The 15,095-nt window shown below is 66.7% G+C and carries 14 protein-coding genes; 13 read left to right on the forward strand and 1 reads right to left on the reverse strand.

Annotation, left to right across the window (positions count from 1 at the left end):
* The first annotated feature begins 3 nt into the window (after positions 1 to 3).
* Genes ACFQ2S_RS17045 through ACFQ2S_RS17060 form a run of 4 tightly spaced genes read left to right on the forward strand, consistent with a single transcriptional unit; the run spans position 4 to position 3,334 of the window.
* Positions 4 to 846, forward strand: a complete 843-nt coding sequence (locus ACFQ2S_RS17045) for an FAD/NAD(P)-binding protein (RefSeq protein ID WP_386076283.1) — start codon at positions 4 to 6, stop codon at positions 844 to 846.
* 2 nt (positions 847 to 848) lie between these two features.
* Entirely contained in the window at positions 849 to 1,619 is a 771-nt protein-coding gene (locus ACFQ2S_RS17050) for an NADH-quinone oxidoreductase subunit B family protein (protein ID WP_386076285.1), read from the forward strand.
* Positions 1,612 to 2,901: a Ni/Fe hydrogenase subunit alpha gene (locus ACFQ2S_RS17055; protein WP_386076286.1), complete on the forward strand. Its 1,290-nt coding sequence runs from the start codon at positions 1,612 to 1,614 to the stop codon at positions 2,899 to 2,901. The genes ACFQ2S_RS17050 and ACFQ2S_RS17055 overlap by 8 nt, the downstream gene beginning before the upstream one ends.
* Complete coding sequence (locus ACFQ2S_RS17060) at positions 2,894 to 3,334, forward strand: hydrogenase maturation protease (protein WP_386076287.1); 441 nt, start codon at positions 2,894 to 2,896, stop codon at positions 3,332 to 3,334. The genes ACFQ2S_RS17055 and ACFQ2S_RS17060 overlap by 8 nt, the downstream gene beginning before the upstream one ends.
* Here the strand turns inward: ACFQ2S_RS17060 and ACFQ2S_RS17065 are convergent, their stop codons facing one another.
* Positions 3,335 to 4,084 (reverse strand): alpha/beta fold hydrolase, encoded by a 750-nt coding sequence (locus ACFQ2S_RS17065; protein WP_386076289.1) that lies wholly within the window; start codon positions 4,082 to 4,084, stop codon positions 3,335 to 3,337.
* Between the two features lie 146 nt (positions 4,085 to 4,230).
* Between ACFQ2S_RS17065 and ACFQ2S_RS17070 the strand changes: the two genes are divergently transcribed.
* From ACFQ2S_RS17070 to nirB, 9 genes are all read left to right on the forward strand, one after another.
* Positions 4,231 to 4,734 carry a DUF2478 domain-containing protein gene (locus tag ACFQ2S_RS17070; protein WP_386076290.1) on the forward strand — a complete coding sequence of 168 codons (504 nt, stop codon included), beginning with the start codon at positions 4,231 to 4,233 and terminating at the stop codon, positions 4,732 to 4,734.
* Between the two features lie 128 nt (positions 4,735 to 4,862).
* The gene (locus ACFQ2S_RS17075; RefSeq protein WP_386076292.1) at positions 4,863 to 5,447 is read left to right on the forward strand and encodes an ANTAR domain-containing response regulator; all 585 of its coding nucleotides are present in this window, start codon (positions 4,863 to 4,865) and stop codon (positions 5,445 to 5,447) included.
* A complete protein-coding gene (locus ACFQ2S_RS17080) occupies positions 5,444 to 6,619 on the forward strand; it encodes a CmpA/NrtA family ABC transporter substrate-binding protein (protein ID WP_386076293.1) in 1,176 nt (391 codons plus the stop codon). Before ACFQ2S_RS17075 ends, ACFQ2S_RS17080 begins: the two co-directional genes overlap by 4 nt.
* A 288-nt stretch (positions 6,620 to 6,907) precedes the next feature.
* The gene (locus tag ACFQ2S_RS17085) at positions 6,908 to 8,278 is read left to right on the forward strand and encodes a CmpA/NrtA family ABC transporter substrate-binding protein (protein ID WP_386076296.1); all 1,371 of its coding nucleotides are present in this window, start codon (positions 6,908 to 6,910) and stop codon (positions 8,276 to 8,278) included.
* Positions 8,279 to 8,399: 121 nt separating this feature from the next.
* Entirely contained in the window at positions 8,400 to 9,485 is a 1,086-nt protein-coding gene (locus tag ACFQ2S_RS17090) for an ABC transporter permease (RefSeq protein ID WP_386076298.1), read from the forward strand.
* A 5-nt stretch (positions 9,486 to 9,490) separates the two neighbouring features.
* Positions 9,491 to 11,209, forward strand: coding sequence for an ABC transporter ATP-binding protein (locus ACFQ2S_RS17095; RefSeq protein WP_386076299.1), 1,719 nt, complete (start codon positions 9,491 to 9,493; stop codon positions 11,207 to 11,209).
* Positions 11,209 to 12,141, forward strand: coding sequence for a GAF domain-containing protein (locus ACFQ2S_RS17100; RefSeq protein ID WP_386076301.1), 933 nt, complete (start codon positions 11,209 to 11,211; stop codon positions 12,139 to 12,141). The genes ACFQ2S_RS17095 and ACFQ2S_RS17100 overlap by 1 nt, the downstream gene beginning before the upstream one ends.
* A gap of 20 nt (positions 12,142 to 12,161) precedes the next feature.
* A complete protein-coding gene (locus tag ACFQ2S_RS17105; protein ID WP_386076303.1) occupies positions 12,162 to 12,584 on the forward strand; it encodes a globin family protein in 423 nt (140 codons plus the stop codon).
* Positions 12,581 to 15,034 carry a nitrite reductase large subunit NirB gene (gene nirB / locus ACFQ2S_RS17110; RefSeq protein WP_386076305.1) on the forward strand — a complete coding sequence of 818 codons (2,454 nt, stop codon included), beginning with the start codon at positions 12,581 to 12,583 and terminating at the stop codon, positions 15,032 to 15,034. Before ACFQ2S_RS17105 ends, nirB begins: the two co-directional genes overlap by 4 nt.
* Positions 15,035 to 15,095: the final 61 nt, after the last annotated feature.

Below are 15,095 nucleotides of genomic sequence, written 5' to 3' on the forward strand. Positions count from 1 at the left end.
GCCATGACCCTGCCCCTCCCCGACCCGATGCTGCCGATGCGGTTCCGCGTGGTCGAGCGGTTCGACGAGCAACCCGGGGTCGCCTCGCTGGCGCTCGTGCCGGTGGAGGATGCGATGCCGCTGTACCGGCCTGGGCAGTTCAACATGCTCTACGCCTTCGGGATCGGAGAGGCGGCGATCTCGATCTCGGGCGATCCGCACGAACACGGCTGGATGGTCCACACGATCCGCGAGGTCGGCGCGGTCAGCCGGGCGCTGGCGCGGATACATCCAGGCGGGATGCTGGGGCTGCGCGGGCCGTTCGGCGCGCATTGGCCGCTCAGGCGGCAATCGGGGCGGCATCTGCTCTTCGTCGCGGGCGGGCTCGGGCTTGCGCCCCTGCGGCCGGCGATCCTGCAGACGCTGCGGGAGAAGACACGCTATGCCTCGCTGACGCTGGTATGCGGTGCGCGCGGGCCGGAACAGATGCTCTACCGCGACGAGGTCGACGGCTGGGCCCGCCAGCCCGGCATGGACGTGCTCCGCATCGTCGATCACGCGAACGCCGGCTGGACCGGACGGGTCGGCGTGGTAACAACGCTTCTGGGCGCCGCGCTCGGCCCGCACGACCCGGAGAGCGTGTCGGCCTTCGTCTGCGGGCCGGAGATCATGATGCGCTTCACGGCCCGGGATCTTGCCATCGCCGGTGTGCCGAGGGACCGGATCTGGCTGTCGATGGAGCGCAATATGAAATGCGCCATCGGCCGCTGTGGGCGGTGCCAGTGGGGCCCCGATTTCGTCTGCCGCGACGGGCCGGTTCTGCCGTATGATCGCGTAGACCGGCGCCTTGCGATCAAGGAGCTCTGACCATGACCGCGCCCCTCCGTCTCGCCGTCTGGAAATTCGCCAGTTGCGACGGCTGCCAGCTTGCCCTGCTGGAAAGCGGCGATCTGCTGCTGGAACTGGCCGAGGCGGTCGAGATCGCCCATTTCGCGGAAGCCAGCTCCACAATGCGGCAGGGGCCCTGGGACCTGTCGCTGGTCGAAGGGTCGATAACTACGGCCGAGGACATCGCCCGTATCCGCCACATCCGCGAGAACTCCCGCCTGCTGGTCGCCATTGGCGCCTGCGCCACCGCCGGCGGCATCCAGGCGCTGCGCAATATGGCAGATGCCGGCGCCTTTGCCGAAATGGTCTATCCGCGCCCCGAGATCATCGACGTGCTGCCGACCTCGACACCGATCTCCGACCATGTGGCGGTGGACCTCGAACTCCATGGATGTCCGATTTCGAGCGCCCAACTTCTGGAGGTGATCACCGCACTGCTGTCGGGGCGAAAGCCGCGGCTGCCGGAGGAGCCTGTCTGTTTCGAGTGCAAGCGCGCGGGCCATCCCTGCGTGCTGGTCGCCCACGGCACGCCCTGCATCGGGCCGGTCACCACGGCGGGCTGCGGCGCGCTCTGCCCGGCGGTCGGGCGCGGCTGCTACGGCTGTTTCGGACCGCTCGTGGGCGCGGTGCCGGCTGTCCTTTCAGAGCGTCTCGCCGAGCTTGGCCTGAAGCGCGCCGAGTTGACCGCGCTCTACCGTTCCTTCGCCGCCGCCGCGCCGGCGAACGCCGAAGAGGCCGCGCGCCATGAGTGAACGCACGATCACGCTCGACGCGCTGACCCGGGTCGAGGGCGAAGGCACGCTGGACCTGACGATCCGGGACGGAACCGTCACGCATTGTGCTTTCCGCATCTTCGAGCCGCCACGCTATTTCGAGGCGCTGCTGCGCGGCCGCGCGGCCAGCGAAGCCCCGGACATCACCGCGCGCATCTGCGGCATCTGCCCGGTTGCCTATGTGATGAGTGCCTGCCAGGCCATGGAGTCCGGATGGGGCGTGACCGTCAGCCCGGAGATCCACGCCCTGCGGCGTATGATCTATTGCGGCGAGTGGATCCAGAGCCACGTCCTGCACGCCGCCATGCTGCACGCGCCGGATTTCCTCGGCCTCAACGACGCCATCGAGATCGCCCAAGTCGCGCCGGACACCGTGCGTACGGCCCTGCGGCTCAAGGCGCTCGGCAGCCGGCTGATGGAGGTGATTGGCGGCCGTGCAGTGCATCCGGTCAACACACGACTTGGCGGTTTCTTCCGGGCCCCGGAGTCCGCGGCCATCGCCTCCCTGATCCCGGAACTGGAATGGGGCGTCGGCGCCGCCCGATCGCTGGCGCTGGAGTTCGCCCGCTTCGACTTTCCGGCAGACACCGGCGATTACCTTTTTGTTTCGCTGATCCACCCGGAAACCTACCCGATCCTCGAAGGACGCATAGGCAGTTCCGAGGGCCTCGACATCCCGGTCGACGCCTTCCACGACCATTTCTGCGAGGACCAGGTGGCGCATTCCACCGCCCTGCATGGACGCATGAGAGACGGCCGTCGCTACCTGGTCGGCCCGCTCGCCCGCTATGCGAACAACTACGTTCAACTCTCTGAGACTGCGAAGGAAACGGCAGCGCTTTGCGGGCTCGGGACAATTGAAAGAAACCCGTTCCGCTCTATCCTTGTGCGTATGGTAGAGACCCAATATGCCTGCGAAGAAGCGCTGCGGATGGCCCGTGGCTATGTCCCTCCCGATCCGGCGGCGATGGATATGTGTCCCGTGGCCGGCGTCGGCGAGGGCTGCACCGAGGCACCGCGGGGAATCTGCCACCACCGATACCGCACGGACGGGGACGGCATCATCCTTGAAGCGACCATCGTGCCGCCAACCTCTCAAAACCAGCCGCAGATCGAAGCCGACCTTGTGCGCGTGGCTCAGGCCAATGTCGACCTCGACGACGACGCGCTCCGGCATCGCTGCGAACAGACGATCCGGAATTACGATCCCTGCATCTCCTGCGCCACCCATTTCCTGAAACTGAAGGTGGACCGTGGCTAGTCGCGTCAAGCGCTTCTATATCGGTGTCGGAAATCCCATGCGGCACGACGACGGTGTCGGGCCTCGGATCGCGGAAGCATTGGCTGCCCTCGGGGCGAACACTCTGGTTCACGCGGGCGACGGCATGGCATTGATAGAGCCCTTTGACACTCATTCCGACATCGTCGTTTTCGACGCGACCCAGAGCGGCCGCGCGGCCGGAACCATCACGCGAATAGATGCCACCAAAGCCCCGGTTCCAGTGGAAATATTCCGCCACTCCACCCACCGGATCGGAGTCGGAGAAGCCGTCGAAACCGCCCGCGCTCTCGGCTGCCTGCCGCCACGACTGCTGCTGATCGGGATCGAGGGGCAGCGGTTCGACCCCGGCGAAGGGTTGAGCGCGCCTGTCGAGCGAGCAGCGCGGCTTCTGGTGGAAGAAATGTTTTCCTGATCAATATATTGCCGCGCCTTTCTCCAGATATGGCTGATCTTCTGCAAGCTCCGAGAGGATACCCGCCAGTTCCTCGGCTCGCGTGAGCTGCGGAAAATGTCCGCAGTCGAGCTCCCGCAACGCCCGGCATGGACTTTCTGAGGCCATTCTCCATTGCAACCATGATGTTACGGTCCGATCTTCGGTGCAGACGACATAGCTTCGCGGAACCGATCCGAAACGCCGCGCCGTGAGCGAGACCGGATCGGTCTGAACAGCGTTCGACTCTGCACCCAGCAGCGCCAGCCCCCGCTCGCGCTGCGCCGGGTTCGCGTCCTGAAACAGGATTTCGGCGGCGACATCCGGGTCCAGCACCGTGGTTCCCGACTCGGGTCCGCGCCGGATTGCCGGCCCGATCGTCTCCGGCTCGCGCCGCTTGAGCGCAGTGAGCGAGTCGCCATCGCGCGGCAGGAAGGCGGCGAGGTAGACCAACTGACGGATCGCTTCAGGCGCCCGCTCCGCGGCGGCCGAAATCACCATGCCGCCCATGGAATGGCCGACCAGTACAGCCGGCTCCCCTTCTGCAAGCACGGCCGCGACCGCGCGCCCGCAATCGTCGAGCGTCACCCTGCCAAGCGGCGCCGGATCCGACCCATGGCCCGGCAGATCCACCGCTTCCACGAGGTGACCGAGCCGCCTCAGGGCCTCCACAACATCCGACCAGCCGGCCGCCTGCCCCCAGGCTCCGTGCACCAGCACAATCCTCGCCATGTCGTCTCCTCCCGCGCCCCCTGACCCGGAGTTTCCCCGGCCGCCCTTCCACAGGCAAGCCGGCAGATCCCGGCGTGACGCAGCGACATCTCGCGCAGACCCGCCACTCGTGCTAGGCAATCGTTCTGAACCACGCGGGATGCACGATGAAACTCGCCTACACCATGTCCGACGTTCCCGGCCGGATGAACGCCACTCTGAACTGGCTGGCCTCGGCGCTTCAGGCCGAAGGTATGCGCCCCGTGGGCGCGGTGCAGATCAACCGGGACGCCGACACCGGCAGCAAATGCGCCATGGATCTGCTGATCCTACCCGACGGCCCGCGTGTCTGCATCTCGCAAACACTTGGCCCCGGGGCTTCGGGCTGCCGCCTCGACACCGGGAGCCTCGAGCTGTCGGTGCAACGGGCTGCGGAGCGGCTGGCCGAGGGGGCGGATGTCTTCATCGCCAACAAGTTCGGCAAGCACGAGGGCGACGGCCGCGGATTTCGCGACCTGATCGCCACGGCGCTCATGCAGGACGTCCCCGCCGTGGTCGGCACAACCGCAGCCAACCTGCCGGCCTTTCTCGACTTTGCGGGCGGACTTGCCGAGGAAGTCGCCTGCGACGGCGACACGTTACTCTCCTGGTGCCGCGACGCGCGCAAGTAGACGGCGCAGCGGCGCACAAAGCGCCCAAAAATCGAGCATGATGCAAATCGCAGGGCGTCTGCCGGAAGGCCGCAGTTGCCCTGCTCAGGCTGATCCCCGAAAGATCCCGGGCAGCCCGTGAGACCCAAATGTCCGATCGCCTATCCATAGTTGTCGTCGAAAAGGACCGTGAACGGGCCCTGCTCATCGTGGATTCGCTCCGCGCGGCGGGCAATCACGAGATCATCGTGATCTCGGAGCAGACCGGCCTCGCCCGGCGGATCTCCGAGCGCAACCCGGATGTGGTTCTGGTCGACGTGAGCAGCCCCTCGCGCGACATGCTGGAAGAGCTGACGCTCGCCTCTTCGCCGATGGAGCGGCCGGTGGCGATGTTCGTCGACCGCTCCGACGACAGCCTGACCCGCGCCGCGATCGAGGCCGGCGTCTCGGCCTATGTCGTCGACGGCATGTCGCCGGGGCGGATCAAGCCCGTGCTCGACGCCGCGATCACCCGTTTTCACATGTTCCAGCGGATGCGCGCCGAACTGGCGGCAACCAAGCGGGCCCTGGAGGAGCGCAAGATCATCGACCGCGCCAAAGGCCTGCTGATGAAGGCGCGCGGCCTCGACGAGGACGCCGCCTATGCGCTTCTGCGAAAGACCGCGATGGACCAGGGCAAGAAGGTCGCCGAGGTGGCCGAGGCGCTGGTGACGGCGGCGGGGCTTTTGTCGTGAGCGTGGTGCGGCTGACCCTTGGCTACATCCCGCTCGTGGATGCCGCCCCGCTGATCGTCGCCCGCGAGATCGGCTTTGCCGAACAGGAAGGGCTGTCGCTCGACCTGCGCCCCTCCCCGTCCTGGTCTACCCTGCGCGACCTCGTAGCGCTCGGACAGATCGAGGGCGCGCACATGCTGGCCCCGGTGCCGGTTGCGATGGCGCTCGGGCTCGGCGGCATGCCCACCCGCCTCGACGCGCTCTGCGTTCTCTCGGCCAATGGCAATGTCGTCGGTGTCTCCCTCGCGCTGGCGGAGCGGATGCGGGCCGCGGGCCATCCGTTCGACTTCGCCGATGCCGAGAGCGCCGGGCGCGCCCTGATCGCAGCAGCCGGCGAGCGGCTGCGGATCGGCGTGCCCTTCCCATTCTCGATGCATGCCGAGTTGCTTTATTACTGGCTCGGTGCGCTCGGCCTGGAAGCGCCGCAGGCGCTCGATGTTCATACCGTGCCGCCGCCCTTGATGGCCGAGGCGCTGGCCGCTGGTGATATCGATGCCTTTTGCGTCGGCGCGCCCTGGGGCGCCGCGGCCGTCGATGACGGCGTTGCCGAACTCCTGCTGCCCACCACCAGCATCTGGCGATTCGCCCCCGAGAAGGTGCTGGCCGTGCGCCACGACTGGGCCGAAGCCAACCCCGACCTCGCCGCCCGGCTGATCCGCGCCATGTGGCGCGCCGGGCGCTGGCTGGCGGACCGGGACAACCACGTCACCGCCTCGGAGCTGCTTGCCCGGCCGGAATACCTCAACCTGAACGCCGAGCTTCTGGAGCGGTCGCTCACGGGCGTGCAGACGATCTCTCCCCGCGGCGAGATCCGCCGCACCGACGGCTTTCTGCTGTTTCACGCCGGCGCCGGCGGCTTTCCTTGGCGCAGTCAGGCGAGCTGGATCGCCGGCCGTCTCGCGGCGCGGACCGGTCTTGACCGCGCCGCCGCCGACCGTGCCGCCCGGCAGGTGTTTCGCACCGATCTCTACCGCGCCGCGCTGGCGGGCACCTCTGCCGACCTGCCCGGTGCCTCCGAAAAACTGGAAGGCGCCCTCCATGTGCCGACCGAAGTCGCCTCGCAGACCGGCACGCTGATTCTGCCGCCCGATGGATTCTTCGACGGTCGCGTTTTTGACCCATCTGCCGACTAGCGCCCAAAATGCGTGCAGAACGCGGCCCCGACACGGGTCGACCGCGCGCGGCGGCCGCTTTTCTGCATCTGCACGTTGACCGACCTCGCAATCGCAGCATTACTGAGAGCGTCAACGGAACAAGGGCGTTCCCAGACACCGCACCCCGACGACGTGGGTCATCCGAGCAAAGCCGCTTGAATCGTTTCGTGCCTGCATTGGTGCGGATTCGGATCACGCGGCTTTTTTGATTTCCGGCGCCCTTACTCTCCCAGAAACGCGCCACCGACAGACGAGGACGCAGACGCAATGACACGTATCCTGAGCCTGGCCCTTGCCGCCACCACCGCCCTTACAACGCCTGCCCTGGCCGAGATGCTGGATGTGGAGAAGGACGAGCTAACCTTCGGCTTCATCAAGTTGACCGACATGGCGCCGCTCGCCGTGGCCTACGAGAAAGGCTATTTCGAGGATGAAGGCCTTTTCGTCACCCTCGAAGCCCAAGCCAACTGGAAGGTGCTGCTTGACGGCGTGATCGGAGGCCAGCTCGACGGCGCCCACATGCTCGCCGGACAGCCGCTTGCCGCGACCATCGGATTCGGCACAGAAGCCCACATCATCACCCCCTTCTCGATGGACCTTAACGGCAACGGCATCACCGTCTCCAACGAGATCTGGGCCATGATGAAGGAACACGTTGAACACGACGCCGACGGCAAGCCGGTCCACCCGATCCCGGCCTCCGCCCTGAAACCGGTCGTCGACCAGTTCGCCGACCAGGGCAAGCCCTTCAATATGGGCATGGTCTTCCCGGTCTCCACCCATAACTACGAGCTGCGCTACTGGCTCGCCGCCGGCGGCATCAAGCCGGGTTACTACTCCCCCGAGGACGTGACCGGGCAGATCGACGCTGAAGTGCTGCTCTCCGTGACGCCCCCGCCGCAGATGCCCGCCACGATGGAAGCCGGCACGATCTATGGCTACTGCGTGGGCGAGCCCTGGAACCAGCAGGCGGTGTTCAAGGGCATCGGCGTGCCTGTCATCACCGATTACGAGCTCTGGAAGAACAACCCGGAAAAGGTCTTCGGCCTCTCGGCCGCCTTCCAGGAAGAGAACCCGAACACCACCATCGCCATCACCAAGGCGCTGATCCGCGCCGCCATGTGGCTCGACGAGAACGACAACGCCAACCGTCCAGAAGCGGTGGAGATCCTGTCGCGCTCCGAATATGTCGGCGCCGACTATGACGTGATCGCCAACTCCATGACCGGCACGTTCGAGTACGAGAAGGGCGACAAGCGCGAGGTCCCCGATTTCAACGTGTTCTTCCGCTACAACGCGACCTACCCCTACTACTCCGACGCCATCTGGTACCTGACCCAGATGCGCCGCTGGGGCCAGATCGCCGAGGCCAAGCCGGATAGCTGGTACGACGAGGTCGCCAAGTCGGTCTACAAGCCCGAGATCTACTTGGCCGCCGCGGAATCGCTGATCGATGACGGCCTTGCCACCCGCGACATGTTCGACTTCGACACCGATGGCTACAAGGCCCCGACCCCGGCCGAGGACATCATTGACGGGATCCCCTACGACGGCCGCCAGCCTAACGCCTACCTCGAGAGCCTGCCGATCGGTCTGAAGGGCGAGCAGAAGGTCGTGGGCAACGAGGTGCAGGGCTGACGCCAACCTGCCGCCACGCACCACGGCCCACCAATCTCGGGATGGCGGGCGGGGCGATGCTCGAAGAGCGAGCGCCGGCCCCGCCATCCCGACCCCCAAATCATCCTGAGGACCGCTCGACATGACCGCCATCGACCCCGACAGCCTGAGCGCCGCCGAGGCAAGGGAAGCCCGCAAGGCCAGGCTCTTCACCCGCATCAACAAGGCCGATTCCTGGTTCAAGGTCCTCGGCCTGTCCTTCATGACACCGCTCCTCAAGGCCGCCGCCGGCGACAACCCGAAGGCGCAGCTCAAGGAAGTCTGGCTGCTGCTCGGCGTGCCGGTGCTCGCCATCTGCTGCTTCCTCGCCGTCTGGGCCAACCTCGCGCCGAAGGTCCAGACCTCGCTCGGCGCCGTGCCCGGCCCGGCCCAGGTCTGGGAGCAGGTCGAGAACCTGCATGCCGATGCGCAGCGCGAGAACCAGAAGGAAGCCGATTTCTACCAGCGCCAGGAAGAGCGCAACGCCAAGCTGGAAGCCAGCGGCAAGTCCGACAAGGTCAAGTGGCGCGACTATACCGGCAAGCCGACCTACTACGACCAGATCTGGACCTCGATCCAGACCGTCTTCTTCGGCTTCCTGCTGGCCACGGTGGTTGCGGTGCCCCTCGGCATCCTTGCCGGTCTCTCACGGGTGGGCGACGCCGCACTGAATCCGATCATCCAGATCTTCAAGCCGGTCTCGCCGCTGGCCTGGCTGCCGATCGTCACCATGATCGTCTCGGCCACCTACACCACAAATGACGGGCTCTTCACCAAGTCCTTCCTGATCTCGGCGATCACCGTGACGCTCTGCTCGCTCTGGCCCACGCTGATCAACACCGCCCTTGGCGTGGCCTCGATCGACAAGGACCTGATCAACGTCTCCAAGGTGCTCAAGATGAACACCTGGACCAAGATCACCAAGCTCGTGCTGCCCTCCGCCCTGCCGCTGATCTTCACCGGCCTGCGCCTGTCGCTCGGGGTCGGCTGGATGGTGCTGATCGCGGCCGAGATGCTCGCGCAGAACCCGGGCCTCGGCAAGTTCGTCTGGGATGAGTTTCAAAACGGCTCTAGCCAGTCGCTCGCCAAGATCATGTTCGCGGTTTTCACCATCGGCATCATCGGCTTCCTGCTCGATCGCCTGATGTTCGCGCTCCAGTCGCTCTTCACCTTCTCCAACAACCGGTGATCCAGATGAGCATTCTCAAGTTCGACAACGTCTCCAAGTCCTTCGGCGAAGGCACCGCGAAGACGGATGTTCTGAAGAACATCGATCTCGAGGTGGAGGATGGCGAGTTCCTCGTCCTTCTCGGCTTCTCCGGCACCGGCAAGACGACGCTGATCAACCTGATGGCGGGCCTCGAGCAGCCCACCAGCGGCGCGGTCACCTTCAAGGGCGCGCCGATCACCGGCCCGGGCCGCGAGCGTGGCGTGATCTTTCAGAACTACTCGCTGATGCCCTGGCTGACGGTGACCGGCAACGTGCGCCTGGCGGTGGACACGGTCTTCCCCAGGATGCCCCGGGCCGAGAAGGAGGCGCTGGTCGACAAGTACGTGAAGATGGTCGGCCTCTCCCATGCCACCACGCGTCGGCCCGCCGAGTTGTCGGGGGGCATGCGCCAGCGGGTGAACGTGGCCCGCGCGCTCGCCATGTCGCCGGAGGTCCTGCTGCTCGACGAGCCGCTCTCGGCGCTCGACGCGCTGACCCGCGCCAACCTGGCCGACGAGATCGAGCACATCTGGGAAGCCGACCGCAAGACCTGCGTGCTGATCACCAACGACGTCGACGAGGCCATCGTGCTCGCCGACCGGATCATCGCGCTCAACCCCGACGGGACGCTCGGCCAGGAATTCCGCGTCGACATCCCCCGCCCGCGCGAACGCGGCGAGATGAACCACCACGAGGGGTTCAAGCAGCTGCGCGGCGCGATCACCACCTACCTGATGGACGTCGGCATCGAGGCCCGGGCCGAGGGGCTCAAGCTGCTGCCGAACGTGACCGCGATCCACAACGAGCCGCTGCCCAAGGCGCAGGCCGAGGCCGCCGGGTCGAGCCGGATCGACAAGTACCTGGAGTTCTCGCAGCTCCACAAGATCTATCCCACGCCCAAAGGACCACTGACGGTGGTGGAGGATTTCAACCTGAAGCTCGACAAGGGTGAGTTCATCTCGCTGATCGGGCATTCGGGTTGCGGCAAGTCCACGGTTCTGACCATGGCGGCCGGGCTGAACGAGGTCTCCAAGGGGGTCATCAACCTCGACGGCCGTGCCGTCGTGGACGCCGACCCGGAGCGCGCGGTGGTGTTCCAGTCGCCCTCGCTCTTTCCCTGGCTGACCGCGCGGGAGAACTGCGCCGTGGGCGTGGACCGGGTCTATCCCCGCGCCTCGCGGGCCGAGCGCCAAGACATCGTGGATTACTACCTGGAGCGCGTGGGCCTCGCCGACAGCATGGACAAGCCCGCCCAGGCGCTTTCCAACGGCATGAAGCAGCGCGTCGGCATCGCTCGCGCCTTCGCCCTCAGCCCCAAGCTGCTGCTGCTCGACGAGCCCTTCGGGATGCTCGACAGCCTCACCCGCTGGGAATTGCAGGAGGTGCTCATGGAGGTCTGGTCCCGCACCAAGGTCACCGCGATCTGCGTCACCCATGACGTCGACGAGGCGATCCTGCTGGCCGATCGCGTGGTGATGATGACCAACGGCCCGCAGGCGACCATCGGCAAGATTGTCGACGTGGACCTGCCCCGCCCGCGCACCCGCAAGGCGCTGCTGGAGCACCCAGACTACTACCTCTACCGCGAGCAGGTGCTGAACTTCCTCGAGGAGTACGAGCACGGCAAGCATGGCAAGACCGCCAAGGCGGAACCCGCTCCGGCGCCGGCCCCGGCGACGCCCACCAAGAAGGAAGCCGCGTGATGGATCTCGTGGTCGACACGCCCACGCGCACCTTCATCGAGGTGACGGAAGTCTGGGTGCCGGAAGGCGACCGGCTTGTGCTCGGCGCGGGCAATTACGGCGGGCTCGAGAGCTTCGCCCAGGCCTCCGAACCGGTCAGTTTCGGCAAGGGCGAGGGCCTGCCCGGCAAGGCCTGGGCCGAGGCGCGGCCGGTGGTGCTCAAGGGCTTCGAAGGCTCCTACTTCCAGCGCACCGAGGCCGCGCTGGCGGCCGGCCTGACCAGCGCCGTCGCGATCCCGGTGTTTGCCGGCGACACGCTCAAGGCGGTGCTCGTCACGCTCTGCGCCGATGACGAGGTTCGCACCGGCGCGATCGAGGTCTGGCGGGCGAAGGACGAGGCCCTGATGCTCGACGATGGCTACTACGGCGCGGCGAAGCATTTCGAATGGGTCTCCAAGCACACCCATTTCCCGCGCGGCCGGGGGCTGCCGGGGGCAGTCTGGTCGTCGGAGACGCCGATCCTGATGCGCGACCTCGGCTCGGGCTACAAGTTCATCCGCTCGGAGAGCGCCGGCAAGGCCGGGTTGACCACGGGCCTCGGCCTTCCCGTTCCGGTGCCGGGCGGCGCGACCTTCGTGCTGACCCTCCTGTCCGCCCGCGGCACGCCGATCGCGCGGCGGTTCGAGATCTGGGACGCCCGCGCAGCGAGGGTCGGACGGGCCAACGAGGCCGTCCTGATCGACGGCATCTGCGCCCGCGAGGGAAAGCTCTGGAACGAGGACGCGCCCCGCCGCGCCACCGCCTGGCAGGGCCGCATCGGCCAGGTGCTCGGCAACGGCGTTCCGCTCGTCGCCGGCAGCTCCGCCGGCCTGCCCGCAGGCTACGACAGCATGGTCGCCCTGCCGATCCACCAACGCGGCGAGCTGTCCCACATCGTCGCCTGGTACAACTGAAACCATCCGGGAGCCGCGCCATGAACGACACCCAGATTTCCCTCATCCGAGACAGCTTCGCGCAGGTCCTGCCGATCCGGGACGACGCCGCACGCATCTTCTATGACCGCCTGTTCGAGATCGCCCCCGAGGTGAAGCCACTCTTCAATGGCGACATGACCGAACAGGGCGCCAAGCTGATGGCGATGCTCGGTACGGTCGTGAACGGGCTGAACCATCTCGAGACCATCGTGCCCGCGGCGCAGAAACTCGCCGTGGATCACGTCGCCTACGGCGTTTCCGCGGCCCATTACGAGCCGGTAGGCGCTGCCCTGCTCCAGACCCTGGAAGCCGGGCTCGGAGACGCATTCACCCTAGAAACCCGCGAGGCCTGGGAAGAGGCCTACGCGATCCTCTCCGGCGTGATGATCGATGCCGCCTATGGCGAAGGAGCCGCAGCATGAGCCAGTCGCAGAAACACCTCGTCGTGATCGGGGCCGGCATGGCCTCCGGACGAGCCCTGGAGCACCTCTTCGAGGCCGAACCGGACGCGTGGAAGGTCACGCTCTTCAACGCCGAACCGCGCGGCAACTACAACCGCATCATGCTCTCGCCGGTGCTCTCGGGCGAGAAGACCTACGAGGAAATCGTCACTCATGACGATGCCTGGTACGCAGATCACGGCGTCACCTGCCGCTTCGGCGAGAAGGTCACCGCGATCGACACTGCCGCCAAGACCGTCTCCGGGGAGGATGGCGTGCCGGTGGCCTACGACAAGCTGCTCGTGGCCACCGGCTCTGCCCCCTTCATCATCCCGCTGCCCGGCCATGATCTCGACGGGGTGATCGCCTATCGCGACCTCGAGGACACCAACGCCATGATCGACGCCGCCGGCACGCCCGGCGCCCGCGCCGTGGTGATCGGCGGCGGCCTGCTGGGGCTTGAGGCCGCCGCGGGCCTGCGGATGCGCGGCATGCAGGTGACGGTGGTGCACCTTATGGGCCACCTGATGGAGCGCCAGCTCGACGAGGCCGCCGGCTACCTGCTCCGCAAGGCGCTGGTCGACCGCGGCATCGAGGTTCGCTGCTCTGCCAATTCCAGGGAGATACTTGGGCAGGACGGTCGCGTCCGCGCGCTGCTGCTCGACGACGGCACCGAACTGCCCTGCGACCTGCTGGTGATGGCCGTAGGCATCCGCCCGAACACCGGGCTGGCGAAGGAGGCCGGGCTGGCCGTTGGGCGCGGCATCCACGTGGACGACCAGATGATCACCTCCGACCCCGACGTGCTGGCCATCGGCGAATGCGTGGAGCATGACGGCGCGCTCTTCGGCCTCGTGGCACCTCTCTACGATCAGGCCAAGGTGGTGGCGAAGACACTCGCAGGCGACCCTGCGCAGTTCGTCAACAAGGAGGTGTCCACCAAGCTCAAGGTCACCGGCTGCGACCTGTTTTCGGCGGGCGATTTCGCCGCCGGAGAGGACCGCGAGGACATCGTCTTCCGCGACCCGGCCCGTGGCGTCTACAAGCGCCTGGTGTTGAAGGACAACCGCCTGATCGGCGCGGTCATGTACGGCGACACCGCCGACAGCAGCTGGTTTTTCGGCCTCATCAAGGACGCCGAGGACGTCTCGGAGATGCGCGAGACTCTCATTTTCGGGCCTGCCTTCCAGGGGGGCACCCCCCTGGACCCTATGGCGGCCGTTGCAGCCTTGCCGGATGACGCGGAAATCTGCGGCTGCAACGGCGTCTCCAAGGGCGACATCGTCGCCGCCATCACGAACGGCGCAACCGACCTTGCCGCCGTGCGCTCCACCACCAAGGCCAGCGGTTCCTGCGGCACCTGCACCGGGCTCGTCGAGCAGGTGCTGGGCGTGACCCTCGGCGACGAATTCGTCATCCCGGCCGCGCAGTCGATCTGCGGCTGCACCGAGCACAGCCACGAGGACGTTCGCCGCCTGATCAAGAGCCAGGAACTCAAGAGCCAGGCCGCCGTCTGGCAGGAGCTCGGCTGGAAGACGAAGGACGGCTGCCATACCTGTCGTCCGGCGATCAACTACTACCTGCTCGCCGACTGGCCGCTGGAGTACCAGGACGACCCGCAGTCGCGCTTCATCAACGAGCGCAAGCACGCCAACATCCAGAAGGACGGCACCTTCTCCGTCGTCCCGCGCATGTTCGGCGGCATGACGACCAGCGACGAGCTCCGCGCCATCGCGGATGCGGCGGACAAGTACAACGTGCCGACCATCCACGTCACCGGCGGTCAGCGGATCGACCTGCTGGGTGTCCGCGGCGAGGACCTGCCCGCGATCTGGGCTGACCTGAACAAGGCCGGAATGGTCTCCGGTCACGCCTATTCCAAGGGCCTGCGCACGGTGAAGACCTGTGTCGGCAAGGACCACTGCCGCTTCGGCACGCAGGACAGCTCCGGCCTTGGCATCAAGCTGGAAAAGAAGCTCTGGGGCGCCTGGTCGCCGCACAAGTTCAAGCTCGCCGTCTCCGGCTGCCCGCGCAACTGCGCCGAGGCCACCTGCAAGGACCTGGGCGTGGTCTGCGTCGACAGCGGCTACCAGATCGGCGTCGGCGGCGCGGCCGGAATGGACGTGCGCCAGACCGATGCACTGGCACAGGTCCCCACCGAGCAGGAGGCCATCGACATCACGGTCGCCTTCTACCAGCTCTACCGCGAGCACGCGAAATACCTCGACCGGCCCTACAAGTGGATCGCCAAGGTCGGGCTGGACTGGGTCCGGGAACGCGTGATCGACAACCTGGAGAACCGCAAGGCCCTGATCGAGCGCTTCGAGCTCTCCCAGACGATCTACCAGAAGGACCCCTGGGCCGAGCACGCCAGGGAGCGCGCGGAAAGCTACCAGCCGATCGCCGACCTGAGCCTGCAGGCCGCCGAGTGACCATCATCTGTTCGACACTATCCACGGGGAGTCGCGGCCTGCCGCGACGGGGGCCGCGCCC

This window comes from Tropicimonas aquimaris (assembly GCF_042676185.1).
GTDB lineage: Bacteria > Pseudomonadota > Alphaproteobacteria > Rhodobacterales > Rhodobacteraceae > Tropicimonas > Tropicimonas aquimaris.